Source organism: Magnetospirillum sp. ME-1, assembly GCF_002105535.1.
GTDB lineage: Bacteria > Pseudomonadota > Alphaproteobacteria > Rhodospirillales > Magnetospirillaceae > Phaeospirillum.
Window position 1 is genome coordinate 856,731 of the sequence record NZ_CP015848.1, and the last position, 15,144, is coordinate 871,874.

6 protein-coding genes are annotated in these 15,144 nt (G+C 67.9%); 2 read left to right on the top strand and 4 right to left on the bottom strand.

Annotated features, from left to right (window positions below; all coding sequences use genetic code 11):
* Window positions 1–73 precede the first annotated feature (73 nt).
* The gene (gene addB / locus WV31_RS03905) at window positions 74–2,998 is read left to right on the top strand and encodes a double-strand break repair protein AddB (protein ID WP_085372360.1); all 2,925 of its coding nucleotides are present in this window, start codon (window positions 74–76) and stop codon (window positions 2,996–2,998) included.
* A 139-nt stretch (window positions 2,999–3,137) separates the two neighbouring features.
* Here addB and WV31_RS03910 read toward each other — a convergent pair whose 3' ends face one another.
* Genes WV31_RS03910 through WV31_RS03930 form a run of 4 tightly spaced genes read right to left on the bottom strand, consistent with a single transcriptional unit; the run spans window position 3,138 to window position 13,049 of the window.
* Window positions 3,138–8,165 (bottom strand): cadherin-like domain-containing protein, encoded by a 5,028-nt coding sequence (locus WV31_RS03910; RefSeq protein WP_145980729.1) that lies wholly within the window; start codon window positions 8,163–8,165, stop codon window positions 3,138–3,140.
* Between the two features lie 24 nt (window positions 8,166–8,189).
* The gene (locus tag WV31_RS03920) at window positions 8,190–9,575 is read right to left on the bottom strand and encodes an HlyD family type I secretion periplasmic adaptor subunit (RefSeq protein ID WP_085372362.1); all 1,386 of its coding nucleotides are present in this window, start codon (window positions 9,573–9,575) and stop codon (window positions 8,190–8,192) included.
* A 2-nt stretch (window positions 9,576–9,577) separates the two neighbouring features.
* The gene (locus tag WV31_RS03925) at window positions 9,578–11,599 is read right to left on the bottom strand and encodes a peptidase domain-containing ABC transporter (protein WP_085372363.1); all 2,022 of its coding nucleotides are present in this window, start codon (window positions 11,597–11,599) and stop codon (window positions 9,578–9,580) included.
* Entirely contained in the window at window positions 11,577–13,049 is a 1,473-nt protein-coding gene (locus WV31_RS03930) for a TolC family protein (protein WP_237051479.1), read from the bottom strand. The genes WV31_RS03925 and WV31_RS03930 overlap by 23 nt, the downstream gene beginning before the upstream one ends.
* 265 nt (window positions 13,050–13,314) lie before the next feature.
* Between WV31_RS03930 and WV31_RS03935 the strand changes: the two genes are divergently transcribed.
* Window positions 13,315–15,075: a DEAD/DEAH box helicase gene (locus WV31_RS03935; protein WP_085372365.1), complete on the top strand. Its 1,761-nt coding sequence runs from the start codon at window positions 13,315–13,317 to the stop codon at window positions 15,073–15,075.
* Window positions 15,076–15,144 lie beyond the last annotated feature (69 nt).

Below are 15,144 nucleotides of genomic sequence, written 5' to 3' on the forward strand. Positions count from 1 at the left end.
AATTGAATCTCCCCGGCTTTGCATGTGGCCGCCGATTGAAGGACAATGGCCGTCCTTGTCGAGAGGCCTCCCCATGACCCCTCCGGTCTTCACCATTCCGCCCGGCGCGGCGTTCGTCGATACCCTGGCCGGCCATCTGCTGGCCGAGGCGGGCGACGATCCGCTGGCCCTGGCCGACATGGAGATTCTGCTGCCCACCCGGCGCGCCTGCCGGGCCATGAGCGACGCCTTCCTGCGCCTGTCGGGCGGGCGGCCGCTGCTGCTGCCCCGCTTGCGGCCCCTGGGCGACATGGACGAGGAGGAGATGGAGCTTTCGGGCGCCGATCCCCTGGATCTGCCGCCCGCCATCAGCCCCATCGAGCGGGTGCTGATCCTGGCCCGCCTGATCCTGACCGCCGCCAAGGCCCAGAAGGGGCATGTGCCCAGCCCCGACCAGGCGGTGCGCCTCGCCTCGGAACTGGCCAAGCTGCTGGATTCCGTGCAGGTGGAGCGCCTGGACTTCGCCGCCCTGGCCAGGCTGGTGCCCGAGGATTACGCCGGGCATTGGCAGCTGACGCTGGACTTCCTCAAGATTCTCACCGAAGCCTGGCCCAGGATCCTGGCCGAGCGCGGCGTGCTCGACCCCGAGGATCGCCTCAACCGGGTGATGGCGGCCCAGATCGAATCCTGGCGGGCCAGGCCCCCCGCCCACAAGGTGGTCGCTGCCGGCTCCACCGGTTCGCGCCCCGCCACCGCCGATCTGCTGGCGGCGGTGGCATTGCTGCCCGCCGGCCGGGTGGTGCTGGCCGGGCTCGACCGCGAGATGGATGACGAGTCCTGGGCGGCGCTCGACCCCGCCCATCCCCAGTACGGCCTGAAGGCCCTGCTGGCCCGGCTGGGGGTGGAGCGCGGCACGGTGCGCCCCCTGACGCCCGACGTGGATCTGCGCCAGGACCGGGTGCGCCTGCTGGCCGAGGCCATGCGCCCCGCCGCCACCTGCGAGGCCTGGCGCGACCTGCCCGCCCTCGATCCCAGGGTACTGGACGGCATCTGGCGCCTGGACGCCCCCACGCCGCGCGAGGAAGCGGGCGCCATCGCCCTGATGATGCGGTCCGAGATGGACCGCGAGGGCCATACCTGCGCCCTGGTCACCCCCGATCGCGGGCTGGCCCGGCGGGTGGCCGGCGAGTTGGAACGCTGGGGCATCCATATCGACGATTCCGCCGGACGGCCGCTGGGTCTCACCGAGCCGGGCGGCTTCCTGCGCCTCGTCGCCGCCATGGTGGCCGAAGAGTTCGCCCCCCAGCCGCTGCTGGCCTGCCTCAAGCATCCCCTGGCGGCGGGCGGCATGGAGGCCGGAGCCTTCCGCGCCCTGGTCCGCCGGCTGGAGCGTCTGGCGCTGCGCGGCCCCCGCCCGGCCCCCGGCGTGGCGGGACTGCGTCAGGTGGTGAAGGAGCCGCGCCTGTCCTCGTGGCTGGCCGATCTGGAGACCATGGCCGCACCTTTGGCCGACCGGCTGAATGCCGGGGACGCCTCGCTGGCCCAGGTGCTGCGCGCCCATATGGAATTCGCCGAATGGCTGGCCGGCGACGACCAGTTGCCCGGCCCGGCCCGGCTGTGGCGGGGCGAGGCCGGCGAGGCCGCCGCCCGCTTCGCCGCCGATCTGGCCGCCGCCGCCCCCGCTTTGGGGGAACTGGCGGGGCGCAGCTATCCTGCCCTGTTCGACGAGCTCATGGCCGCGGTGGCGGTGCGTTCCAGTTGGGACCACCACCCCCGCCTGTTCATCTGGGGACCGCTGGAGGCCCGCCTGCAGCATGCCGACCTGCTGATCCTGGGCGGGCTCAACGAGGGCACCTGGCCCGCCGCGGCCGAGGCCGACCCGTGGATGAGCCGCCCCATGCGCGCCGCCTTCGGGCTTGCGCCGCCGGAGCGCCGCATCGGCCTGGCCGCCCACGACTTCGCTCAAGGAGCGGCGGCGCCCCGGGTGGTGCTAAGCCGCTCCGCCCGGGTCGATGGCACCCCCACGGTACCGTCGCGCTGGCTGATGCGGCTCGACGCGGTGATGACCGGCTCGGGTCTCGCCTTCGACCAGGATGCCGGCCAGTGGCTGGACTGGCACGCTTTGCTCGACCGCCCCGAGTCCTGGAAGCGCCCGGAGATTCCCGCCCCCGCTCCGCCGGTTTCGGCGCGCCCCCGGCGGCTTTCGGTCACCGAGATCGAGACCTGGATGCGCGACCCCTACGCCATCTACGCCAAGCATGTCCTGCGTCTGAGGGCGCTGGACCCCATCGACGCCGATCCGGGCGCGGCGGAATACGGCAGCATGGTTCACGCCGCGCTGGAGGCCTTCCTCAAGGCCTGGCCCCGCGACCTTCCCGCCGACCCGGAAGCCGAATTGCTGCGTATCGGCCGCCAGGTGTTCGAGGCCGAAGCGGTCTCACCCGCCTTGTGGGCCTTCTGGTGGCCGCGCTTCCAGTCCGTGGCCCGCTGGGTGGCGGCCAAGGAACGGGGCCGCCGCCACGGCGTGCGCCGGGTGCATGCCGAGACGGGGGGCGCGCTGGAGATCGCCGCGCCCGCCGGCCCCTTTCTGCTCACCGCCAAGGCCGACCGCATCGACGAGATGGCGGACGGGACCCTCAGCCTGATCGACTACAAGACCGGCACGCCGCCCCGCGCCCGCGAGGTGGCGGCCGGTTTCGCGCCGCAATTGCCGCTGGAGGCGGTGATCGCCCGCCATGGCGGCTTCGGCGGCATTGCCGCAGCAGAGGTCTCGGACCTGCTGTACTGGCATCTCAAGGGGGGAACGGCGGGGGGCGAGGAACGGCAGGCGGGCGCAGACCCCGCCGCCCTGGCCGCCGAGGCTCTGGAGGGCCTGCACGCCCTGGTCGCGGTGTTCGATGATCCGGCCACGCCCTACGCCGCCCGGCCCCATCCCGAGCACGCCCCCAAATATTCCGACTACCTGCATCTGGCCCGCGTGCGCGAATGGGCCAGCGGCGGCGAGGATTCCGAGGATTAGAGTTTGTCCGACTTAGGCTGAAACCCATTCCCCTCACCGTCACCCCCGGACTTGATCCGGGGGGCCATGGATGGCCGGGTCAAGCCCGGCCATGACGAGTGGATGGAGTGCTTCAGCCTAACCCAGACAGACTCCAGGATCAGATCGCCAGGTGGAAGTTGGTGTTGTCCAGCGCGCTGGTATTGACGTTGTTCAGCGTGGCGACCAGGTGGGAATTGGCGTTGTCGGCGGCGGCCATGTTGGTGGTATGCCAGACCTCCACGTCGGTGCCGTTCTGGATGGCGACCACGCCGTCGCCGGTCCCGAAATTCTGGGCCGTCCCGGTGATGGTGGTGGTTCCCTCGGCATAATCGGCAACCGCCAGGGTCCCGCTGCTGCCCAGGCTGAAACTGGTGTTGGAGAGCGAGATGCTGTCCGTGGCGGTATCGAAATCGGTAATGACGGCGGTGGCGGTGGCCGATGAATCGAGGACGAAGACATCTGCTCCGGCCCCGCCGGTCAGGGTGTTGGTGCCATCCCGACCGGCCAGGGTGTCGTTGCCCGCGCCGCCCACCAGGGTGTCGTTGCCCAGCGTGCCGGTGATACTGAAGTTCAGATCCGCCGCATTGATGGTGCTGGCGCTGCCGACCACATAGCCGCCATCGGAGACGATGGCGGACGTCGAACTGCCCTTGTAAATGTAGAGGGCGTCGTCAAGGGTGGAATAGAAACCGTCGCCGATGACGCCGCCGGTCCGCGCCGATCCGCCGGTCAGCGAGGCCTGCCCGTCGTTATAGGTGGCGGCCACCTCGAAGCCCGAGACGTCCACGTGGGACCCGGTCAGCGACAGGTCGATGTGGTCGGTGCCCGAGGTGAAGTCGGTGATGACATCACGGCTTGCATCGACGGAATCGCTGGGGTCTGTGATGACGAAGGTGTCACTGCCCGCACCGCCGGTATAGGTGTCAGCCCCCGCCCCCCCGATGAAACTGTCGTTGCCGGTCCCGCCGATGAAGGTATCGGCATAGGACGAACCGACCAGAACCTCCACATTGACAACGGTGTCTGTGCCGCCGGTATGCACCACGGTCGCAGTGCCACCGCTGACGGTGGCCTCGATGCCGATACCGCTGTTGATGAAGCTGGCCGTATCCGTTCCCTGGCCGCCGTCCAGGTAGTGAGAGCCACTCCCCGACGTGAGGAGATCGGCGAAATCCGATCCCTGGACCCCGGATATGCCGCTCAGAGTATCGGTATAGGCGCCGTGATAGGCCGTGCCGGCACCCAGATCGACGATGACGCCGCTGGTTTGGTCGCCGTAATTGATCGTGGTGGTACCCGCGCTGCCGCCCAGGGTGTTGTTGCCGTCACCGCCGGTCAGCACCCAGCTTCCGGTGCCACCGGTCAAGGTATCGGCATAGTCGCCACCAACGACCTCGGTTACCGAGGAACTGAGCCCCACCGTGGTGGCTCCGCCGATCACCGCGACGGTGCCGCCGGAGAAATCGGCGACCACGGCACCTGACGCATGGCCGAAATCGGCGATGTCGGTGCCGCCGCCGCCGATCAGGCTGGTATTGCCCGAATGCCAGACAAGGATATCGTCGCCGGTATTGCCGGTCAGGGTGGCATCGGTTGCCTTGCCCACCACGATGTAGTCGGTGCCCGCCGTGGTGGCCCCACCCTCGCCAACCACATAATGCGTCCCGCCCCCGGTCAGATCGACCAGCTTGTTCATGGCGTTGGCCACGTTGGTGACCTGGCCACCGCCATCCAGAGTCATCACGGTGTCCGAGCCGCTCCACGTGATATCGCGTACCAGCGATTCCGCCGTGCGGCCGGATACGTTCAAGACCAATGAGCCGTTGGCGCCGGAATTATCGACGGTGAGGTTGGCGGTGGGCGCCGCCGTCAGGGTAACGGAATCGGTACCGCCGCCGCCGACGAAGGAGCCAGCTGCGGTGCCGTTGGTGGTGACGGAATCGTTGTAGGCGGTACCGGTCAGGGTCTCCACATTGCTGACCGTATCGGTGCCACCGGTATGCACGACACTCGCCGAGGAGCCAGTGACGGTGGCGGTAATTCCCGCCCCCAGGTTCGCATAGCTGACGGCATCGACTCCGCTGCCGCCATCCAGGATCTTGGAGCCAGTGCCGCTGAAAAGCGTATCGTTGCCGCCACCGCCGTAAATAGTATCGTTGCCGTTTCCGCTATAGATTGTGTCAGCTTGACTACTGCCCTTCAGAACAACATCGGCGTTGTTGCCACCTGCGGTGATCACAATAGTCTCGATACTCGTGAAGGTCTTCGAACTGATGTCTAGCGTTCCGCCTGTCAGCTGCATGTAAAACCAGATTGCGTCAGAATCACCGCTGCTGCCATCGACGACACTTTGAAATCCTGGGGTGGAAACATGATCAAAGCTAAGGGTCGAAACACCTGCCCCCGTGGCGATGGTCTCGATTGAGATGAGATCGACAAGATCGAAATGGAAACCACTACTACCAGACTGCTGGATTACATCAATACCGGCACCGCCAACGATCGTACCGAAGCTCTGGGGGGTCACGCCCCCGCCCAGAACAAGAGTATTTCCCCCAGAATTCAGCTCCAGCACCTCGACCCCGGTAACGGTCGCGGCTGATAGGTTGATACTGCCGGCACCGGTAATCGCGAGCGTGTCGGTGCCTCCGCCTCCAAGGACCGTGACACTGGAGTTGAGCGCGGCACTGCCTGCATACAGGACATCATTTCCGTTACCCAAATCCACAGTGGTCAGGCCGCTACCCACCAGCAAGGTATCGGCCGACGCGGTGGCGGTGAGCGTGCCGCTGGCATAGCTCAAATCACCATCGGCGAACCGCAGGGTCTCGATCCCGTTCAAGGTGTCGGTGCCGTCGGTGCCGGTCTGCGCGGCCACGGTCAGAGAACCGCCAGAGATCGAGATGGCGTAGTCGGCCATGTTGCCGGAATACACCGCCACGTCCGTTCCCGAATCGCCGACGATGGTGTCGTTGCCCTGGCCGCCGGTGATGGTATCGTTGCCGTAAAGGCCCCACAGATACTCAGAGGCATTGCCGCCGTTGATGACGTCGTTGCCCTGACTGCCCTCTACCGTGACATTGGCGCTGCTGGTGACGTTGATGGTGAAGCCGTCGGTCTGGTCATCGATCTTGAACCACTGGCCGGCGGACGACGCGTTGGTAATGTTGATGATCTCGACGTTCTGGAGAAAGGTATCGTTGTAGATGGGGTCTTCGAAATTGACCCCATCGATGGACAGAACGTCACCGGTTCCGCCACCGCCATCGATCAGTGCGTCGCCGCCATTGGCATGGATGACGTCGTTGCCCAGCCCGCCCACGAAGGAATCGGCGCCCGAGCCGCCATAGAAGGTATCGGCACCGGATCCGCCGGTGAAACTGACGGCGGTGGACAGGGCCGAGGCATCGACGGTGACACCGCCCATGGTGCCCGAGGCATCCACCTTGGTGATGCCGGCGGCGGTGGCATTGCTGCTGAGCGTGGCCCCCTGGGTTCCCGTGGTGGCGTCGAAGACCAGGGTGGTGGCGCCGCTAAAGCCGCTGAAATCGCTGTCGCTCAGCACCGTGGCGACGGTGGAATGCAGCACCGTGCCTGATTGGGTCAGCAGCACGGCCGAACCGACCGAAATGGTGCCGTGATCGGTCACGGCGCCGCCCTGTCCGTCATCGACCGTATAGGTCAGGGTCAGCGCCCCGGTGCTGGCCGGGGTATAGATGATGTCGGTTCCGCTGATGACGGCGGTGCCGTTGCTGGCGGTGACGGCGGAAATGGTGAGCGGGTCGCCGTCAGTATCCGTGGCATTGCCAACCAGCGAGGCGATGGAGATGGTGGTGGCCACGCCGACGGTGGGCGCCCCCGCCATGGCGATGGTCCCCGACACGGTCGGCGCGTCGTTGATACCGGTGATATCGACGCCGATGCTGGCGGTGACGGAATGCCCCTGGGTATCGCTGACCACCACCTGGGCCGTGTCGGCTGCGGTCTGGCCGGCGGCCAGCGCAACGGCGCCCGCATTGGGCGTGAAGGTATAAGTACCGGCCTTGGTGTCCAGCGTCACGGTGCCGTGACTGGTGGTCACGGTATCATGGGTCGCGTCCAGAACACTTCCACCGGCCAGCCGGAAAACCAGCTTGCCCGCATCGGCCGGATCGGGATCACTGGCCGTAATGGTCCCCGTGCTCAGGCCTGAATGGTCGCTGGACGTGGCGTTGGTGACACTGTCCACCTTCGGCGGGTTGGATGGCGGCGGCGGGGGTGGCGGCGGTGGCGGGGGTGGTGGCGGCGGTGGCGGTGGCGGCGGTGGCGGCGGTGGAGGAGGCGGTGGCGGCGGAGGCGGAGGCGGTGGCGGTGGAGGAGGCGGCGGCAGGTGGACATCAACCACTGCGCCAACGTCACCGGTGGGGCCGCCCGTATTGCCGCTTCCGCCCTTACCGCTTCCCCCCGATCCCGCCGGAGCGGCCGGCAGGGGCGGCGACACGGCGGGCGGGGGCGCGGCGGGGGGAGCAATGTTGGCCACGGCGGCCGCGGCATTGGCCGAGACCGACCAGTTGCCACCGGCGGTGGCGCCGACGATGCCGGACCCGGCGGAATTCAGCGTGAAGCTTCCTCCGCCGCCCAGCGCGGCCACCGCCACCTCGCCGACGAAGTTGGAGCCGGGGTCGGGCAGCAGGGCCACGGTGGTGGCGCCGCCCTCGACCACCGCGCCGGCCACGGTGGTGCCGCGGATGCCCAGCGTCATGACGGGAGTGGCGATACGTGCCGCGTCGGGCTGGGTCTTGGCGATGTCGCCCGACACGAAGGAGAAGCCGCCCTGGGCCACCAGGAAGGATTCCTTGCCGGTCTTGGTGGCGGGGTTGTAGGAGAATTCGTCCAGGCCGACCAGGCCCTTGTCCTTCAGGACGAAGGTGGTGCGGTCGGCGAACACCATGGAAATCTGCGAGCCCTGCGACGTCTTGACCGAATCGCCCTGCATCAGCGGCGCGCCGATCTGGGCGGGCGCCTCCTGGCCGTTGCGGACGATCCAGGCGTCGCCCGAAAGCTTGTCCACCTTGCCGATCACCGGATTGGCGGCGGCGTCCTTGGTGTCGGCAACCGGCGTGGCGAGGTTCTTCGCCGCCGGAATCTGGGACGGATCAATGTGCATGGCACCAATCCTCAGCGCCGGGGATCATGGTGCTCCACTCCCCGTTCTTGGGGATTCGGACCGAGCCGGCCAGTTCAGTTTGAACGAATTCAATGAAAAAATCATGTCGTTGCGCAGCAGCGGGTCGAGAACCATACGTAAGATGGGCTTGGCCCCGATGACGATGGAGGCGGTTCCCGCCATGCCGGATCGCACCGGCCAGGCCTTGCCCTTGCCGTCCATCAGCTCCACCTTGTCCGAGCGGATCTGAACCTTGTAATAGGTCGAGACGACCGCCCCCCGGGTTTCCTCGAAGGAATCGGCGCCCACCATCACCACACGCCCCGGCAGCGAGCCGAAGCGGAACGGATCGTAGGCCGACAGGCGCACCGAGGCGGAAAGGCCGGGGCGCAGATGGCCGATGTCCTGGGGCGGCACCTTGGCCTCGACCACCAGGGCATCGTCGAGGGGCACGATGTCCATCAGGGTGTCGCCGGGCTTCGCCACCTGCCCCACACTGCTGATGGCGCTCATCTTGACGATGCCCTTGACCGGCGAGCGCACCTCGGACCGGGATTCCCGGTCCGACGCCACCACCATGGTGGCTTTGAGCGCCGCCAGTTCGGCCTCGACCTTGCCGATCTCGTCCAGCACGCCGGCCCGCCAGCCCTTCTCGAATTCCGACAATCTGGCCTCGGATTCGCTCATCTGGGCCTTGAGGCGCGAGATGGAATCGCGCGCCGTGGAGACCTCGGTATCGAGCATCAGCTGCTCGCGTTCCAGCTTGACGATCTCCTGGTTGCCCACCACGCCGGAATCATAGGCCTTCTTCTTGATGCGCATCTCCTCGACGCCCTTGGCCTGGGCACGGGTGAGGCCGGCGACCTTGGTCTCGATCTCCACCACCTCGCGGCGACGGCGCTCGATCTCGCGCGAGATCACCGTGGCCTGCTGGGCGCGATGGGAGAGGCGCTCGGCATGAATGGACATCTCGCGCTTTCTGGTGTCGGCGTCGATCTCCACGTCCTTGGGCCAGCGGATTTCGGCGGTGCCATCCAGATCGGCCTTGAGCCGGGCGGAGCGGGCCTGATAGGCGGACCAGCGGGCCCGCTTGTCGGCCAGATCGCCGGCGCCCTGGCTGTTGACCAGGCGGACCAGCACGTCGCCCTCGGCCACCAGGGTGCCTTCGTGCACCAGCACTTCGGAAATGGTGCCGCCCTCGAAATGCTGGACGTGGCGCACCTGACTGGACGGCTCGACGCGGGCCTGGGCGGTCACCACCTCGTCCAGTTCCAGAACGGCCGACAGCCCGACCAGAACGGCGAAGGCCAGCACCGACCACACCAGCAACCACGAGGCCGATGGCGGCGTCAGCTTGGGCGCGATGCCGTGGATGGGGGAACGGAAGCTGTCGAGCGGGCCGCCGGCCATCTTTAAGCCCCTCCCGCCGGAACGCTTGCGGCGCGGCGCGTCACGTCGACCAGCTTGCCCTTGTCGAGGCGCGCCACCTTGGCGGCCAGGGCCACCACCGCCGGGCGGTGGGAGATGACCACCAGGGAATTCCTGCCCACCGCCTGATGGATGCCGGCGATGGCCCGCTTTTCCGAGGCTTCGTCGAGAAACGCCGTGGGCTCGTCCAGAATGGTCACCGCCGCACCCTGCAGCAAGGTGCGGGCCAGGGCGACGATCTGGCGCTGGCCGCCCGACAGGTTGCGGCCGCCTTCCACCACCTGGAAGTCGAGCCCCATGCCCATGGGCATGACACCGCCGGCGCCCAGCAGGTTCATCATGGCCACCATCTGCTCGTCGGAAACCAACCCGTCGAAACACAGGTTGTTGCGCAGCGTGCCGGAATAGAGCGGCGGCGTCTGCGGGCACACCGCCATATGGCGGCGCAGATCGGCGGGGTCCACCAGGGCGATATCGACCCCGTCCAGCATCACCCGGCCCGACGTGGGGCGGATGATGCCCGACAGCACCTTTTCCAGGGTGGTCTTGCCCGATCCCGACGGCCCGATCACCGCCATGCGCTCGCCCGCCTCCAGATCCAGGGAGACGGACTCCAGCGCCGGGTTGAAGGCATTGGGATAGCGGGCGGTCACCGCCTCCACGCTCAGCGCGCCGCGCGCCACCGGACGATGGATGAGGGCCGAACCGGTGGGCCGTTCGGTGGGCCGCCCGGTGACGGTGCGCAGCGCCTCCAGCGAGGCCACCGCCGACTGGACCTGGGGCACCACCGAGACCATCTGCATGGCCGCGCCGGTGAAGCGGGTGGCCAGCATGGTGGCCGCGAGGATCACGCCGGCGCTCATGCCGCCGTCCAGCGCCCGCCACGCCCCCAGCCCCACGGCCAGCAGCAGCGCCAGGTTCTGCGACAGCATGGACAGGTTGCCGCGTGCCGCCGACAGCGTGCGGATGGCGCGCGCCGTGGCGGCATAAAGCGCCGTGCCGTGGCGGAACCTGGCCTGGAGATAGGTGGCGGCGCCGACGCGCCGCACCGTCTCGGGATCGGAAAAGGATTCCTGGGCGGCCTGGGCCCGCTGGGTGGCGGCACCCGACAATTCCTTGTAGAGCAGCTTCTGGCGGTGGATGGCGAACAAAGTGCCGCCCGCCACCACGACGTTGAGCGCCAGCACGGCCAGCGCGATCACCGGATCGCACAGGAACAGGCCCACCAGGAACAGCAGCATGAACGGCAGATCGGCCAGCAGCGACACCGCCGCCGCCCCCAGACCGTCGCGGATGGAATCGAAATCCTGCAACAGCCGCATCAGGTGGCCGCTGGGCGCCGCCGCCCCCTCGAAGCGGGTTTCCAGGATGCGGCGGTGCATGTCCATGGCCAGCCGGATATTGCCCTCGTGCAGGGCGTCCTCGACGAACAGGGCGCGCAGACGCCGGAACACCTGCTCGAACAGGGCGGCGCCCAGGAACATCAGCACCATGGCGGCCAGCGAATCCAGCAGGCCATGGGGCAGCACCCGGTCGTAGACCTGGGCCGAGAAGATGGGCGCGGCCAGCGCCAGAACATTGGCCAGCATGCCGGCCAGCCCGGCGCGCACCACCATGGGGCGCCACGAGGACAGCAATGCCGGCCACGAGGTGGGCAGGGCGGCGGCCTCGCGGTCGAGACGGGGCCGGATGAACAGGATGCGCGAGGCCTCGCCCTCGGCCGGCGCCATCACCAGGGCGCGGGGTTCACCCGGCCCCAGGACGACGCAGGGGAACAGGTCGGCGCCCAGCCTAGCGGGATTGACCCCGTCCTCCACATGGGCGGCGAAGCCATAGCGCCCCAGCGCGGTGACCCAGGGATTCTGCGCCGCGTCGGCGCTGGCCATGCGGTAGGAATCCTTCAGGGCCGAGGCGGCGACCGCATGGCCCAGCGCGCGCAGGCAGGCGGAAACCGCCTTGGCCTTGTCGTCGAGCCCCTCCAGTTCAACCGCTCTGGGGGGCAGCATCGGCGGTGGTTTCCGGCGGCGGGGAATCGGTGAAGGTCTCGGACGGCGGCGTGTGGTCGATGCCCTGGGCCGCCTTGAGGCGGGCCTTGGCGCCCTGCAGGTCGGAATAGAGGATGAAGCGGCGCAGCGTCGACAGCATGGCCGAGGCCTCCGCCTTGATCTCCTCCATGGCGCTGCCGCTGCCCGCCTGCTTGGACTTGGCGGCCAGGCCGGTGATGCGGCGGTCGATGGCGGCCATCTGCTCGGTCAGGCGGTATTCCTTGAGCGCGTGCCGGACTTGGATGTCGGCCACATGCACCTGGGTCAGCACCGCCATGCCCATGGCCAGCCGCCGGGCCCGGGTGGTCTCGGCGGTGTTCTGGGCGTTGCCGATGCGCTTGGGCGCCGTCAGGATATCCACCAGATTCCACGCCACATGGGTGCCGGCATCCACCCAGGCATTGTACTTGATGAAGGAATTGGAATCGTAGTGGCCGCCCATGAACGGGCCGATGCCCGGCAGGGTCTTCAGCAATTCGGTGCGGATGTCGTTGCGGTCGATGCGGAACTGAACCTCCTCGGTCTTCAGTTCCGGCCGGTTGGCCAGCGCGGTGGCCTCCATGGCCTCGACGGTCGAGTCGGGGTCTTCCACCGACAGGAAGGAATCATCCTTCAGCTCGGCCAGATCGAAGGCGTTGGACGACGGCACCCCCATCAGGCCGGCCAGATCGGCCTTGGCGGTGGAGGTCTGGCGCTGCAGTTCCGCGATCTGGCGCATGGTGTCGACGATGGCCCGCTGATGCCCCAGCATCTGCATGGGGTCGCCCACCTTGGTGCGCTCGGCGGTCTCTGCGTCCTCCACCGACTTGACCAGACGGGCTTCCAGCGACTTGAACTTGCGGTTGGCGAAATCGTTGATCACCGCCTTCCAATAGGCGGCCTGGACGTCCTGGATCAGCAGATGCTGGGCGCGGCGGCGCTTTTCCGCCGCCAGGACCATCTTGTCCTCCTCCTGGTCGGCGCGCACCATGGCGATGCCGAAATCCACCAGGTTCCACGAGGCGGTCAGGTCGCCGGTGCGGCTGATGCTGTCCTCGCCGGTGCTGTAATTGGCCACCGTGCCGGTGGACAGGTCCTTGGACGTGGTGGCCTTCCTGGGGTTGCGCTTGGACCAGTTCCCCTTGGCCGCCAGTTCGGGCAGCATGGCGAACAGCGACAGGTCGGCCTTGCCGGCGGCCAGCACCTCTTCCATCACCTTGACCCGGGCGTCCAGATTGTGGGCCACCGCCAGGGCGACCGCGTCTTCCAGAGTGAGAGGGCGCTTCAGCACCTCCTGGGGCAGGGATCCGGCGTGGCGGTTGATGTCGGCGCGAATCTCGGCCAGGTCCTCGGGCATGGCGGAACAGGCGGACAGCAAGGCCGCCGCGCTTACCCCCAGAACCGTATTACGAAACACCGTACGGCCGGACAAAGCGTCCCCCTTCTGCATCAAGGCACACGAATTCAACATATTACTATTGCTGACCGAGTCTAAAGTTTTTGTGAAGGAAGGGACGCCATCCCTATGTAATATCTCCATCTATAGGTGACGCAGGACAGGGGTGCTTGCCGGGCGGAACCATATTCTTGGCGAAATCGAAGCGAATCGTGATATCTCACCGCGTCGCTTGCCGCCCTCTGGCGGAAAGCCCGGGGCCTTGCCCCTTTCTATTTCTGAAGAAAGCACCCCTCACTCCATGGACTTCTTTCCCGCGGGCCATCCTCTGCTCAAGGCTCTCTCCCAGCGCGACTACACCGACCCCACCGCCGTTCAGGAAGCGGTTCTCGAGCCCGGCGCCCTGGGCCGCGATCTGCTGGTCTCGGCCCAGACCGGATCGGGCAAGACCGTGGCCTATGGCCTGGCCATCGCCGACACCTTGCTGGGCGAGGCCTTCGTGCTGGACCGGGCGGCCGAGCCGCTGGCCCTGATCGTCGCCCCCACCCGCGAACTGGCGCTGCAGGTCCACCGCGAGCTGTCCTGGCTGTACGAGCATGCCGGTGCCCGCGTCGTCTCCTGCGTCGGCGGCATGGACCCCAGGGCCGAGCAGCGCATGCTGGGCCAGGGCGCCCATATCGTGGTGGGTACGCCCGGCCGCCTGCGCGATCATCTGGAGCGGGGCGCGCTGAGCGTCGGCAGCCTGAAGGCGGTGGTGCTGGACGAGGCCGACGAGATGCTGGACCTCGGCTTCCGCGAGGATCTGGAATTCATCCTGGAGGCCACGCCCCAGGAGCGGCGCACCCTGCTGTTCTCGGCCACCCTGCCCCACGGCATCGTCGCCCTGGCCAAGCGCTACCAGCGCAACGCCTGGCGCATCGCCGTCTCGGCCGGAACCCAGGGCCACGCCGACATCGAATACCGCGCCGTGCGCGTCGCCCCCAACGAGATCGAGCACGCGGTGGTCAACCTGCTGCGCTATTTCGAGTCGCCCACCGCCATGGTGTTCTGCAACACCCGCGATTCGGTGCGCCATCTCCAGGCCATCCTGCTGGAGCGCGGCTTCGCCGCCGTGGCGCTGTCGGGCGAACTGGGCCAGAACGAGCGCAACAACGCGCTGCAAGCTCTCCGAGATGGAAGAGCCCGGGTCTGCGTCGCCACCGACGTGGCGGCGCGCGGCATCGACCTGCCCAATCTGGGGCTGGTGATCCATGCCGAACTGCCGCAGAACGCCCAGACGCTGCAGCACCGCTCGGGCCGCACGGGGCGAGCGGGCAAGAAGGGCGTCAGCGTCCTCCTCGTCCTCCTGTCACGGCGGCGCAAGGCCGACATGCTGTTGCAGACCGCCGGGGTCCAGGCCATCTGGAGCGGCGCGCCGTCGCCCGAGGACATTCACCGTCTCGACCAGGAACGCCTGCTGGCCAGCCCCTTGCTGGCCGAGGAGAATTCCGAGGACGATCAGGAGATGGCCCGCGCCCTGCTGGCCGGGCGTTCGGCCGAGGACATCGCCTGCGCCCTGGTCCGCCTGTACCGCTCGCATCTGCCGGCGGCGGAAGAGGTGTTCGACCCCGGCCCCGGCTCCCCCACTCGCGAGCCGAGAGAGCACCGCGAGCGCGAGCCCCGCCCGCCGCGCGAAGGCAAGGGCCCCGGCCTGCCCGGCGGCTCGGTATGGTTCCGCATGAATATCGGCCGCCAGAAGAACGCCGATCCCCGCTGGCTGATCCCCATGATCTGCCGCCAGGGCAAGGTCACCAAGGCCGAGATCGGCGCCATCCGCATCTTCGAGCGCGAGACCCGCTTCGAGATCGACGCCGCCCATGCCGACCGCTTCGCCACCGCCCTGCGCCAGATCGAAAAGGCCGAGGTGCGCATCGAGCGCCTGGCCGAGCACGCCGCCGCTCCGGCGTCCGCCCCCGTCGATGCCCCCGCCCCCGACAGGGCCAAGTTCAAGCACAAGGGCCAAAAGCCCAAGACGCCGTGGAAGGACAAGACGCCGCACCGCAAGGGGCCCAAGCCCTCCTGAATACACATTGTGTTGACTCTGGAGACGGGTCGGACTAAAACCCCACCCTCTTCAGATGTCTGGAGACCT

Bases quoted from the DNA above. Each gene is read 5' to 3' on its own strand.
- addB (WP_085372360.1), top strand. From the start codon at position 74: ATGACCCCTCCGGTCTTCACCATTCCGCCCGGCGCGGCGTTCGTCGAT.
- WV31_RS03910 (WP_145980729.1), bottom strand. From the start codon at position 8,165: ATGCACATTGATCCGTCCCAGATTCCGGCGGCGAAGAACCTCGCCACG.
- WV31_RS03920 (WP_085372362.1), bottom strand. From the start codon at position 9,575: ATGGCCGGCGGCCCGCTCGACAGCTTCCGTTCCCCCATCCACGGCATC.
- WV31_RS03925 (WP_085372363.1), bottom strand. From the start codon at position 11,599: ATGCTGCCCCCCAGAGCGGTTGAACTGGAGGGGCTCGACGACAAGGCC.
- WV31_RS03935 (WP_085372365.1), top strand. From the start codon at position 13,315: ATGGACTTCTTTCCCGCGGGCCATCCTCTGCTCAAGGCTCTCTCCCAG.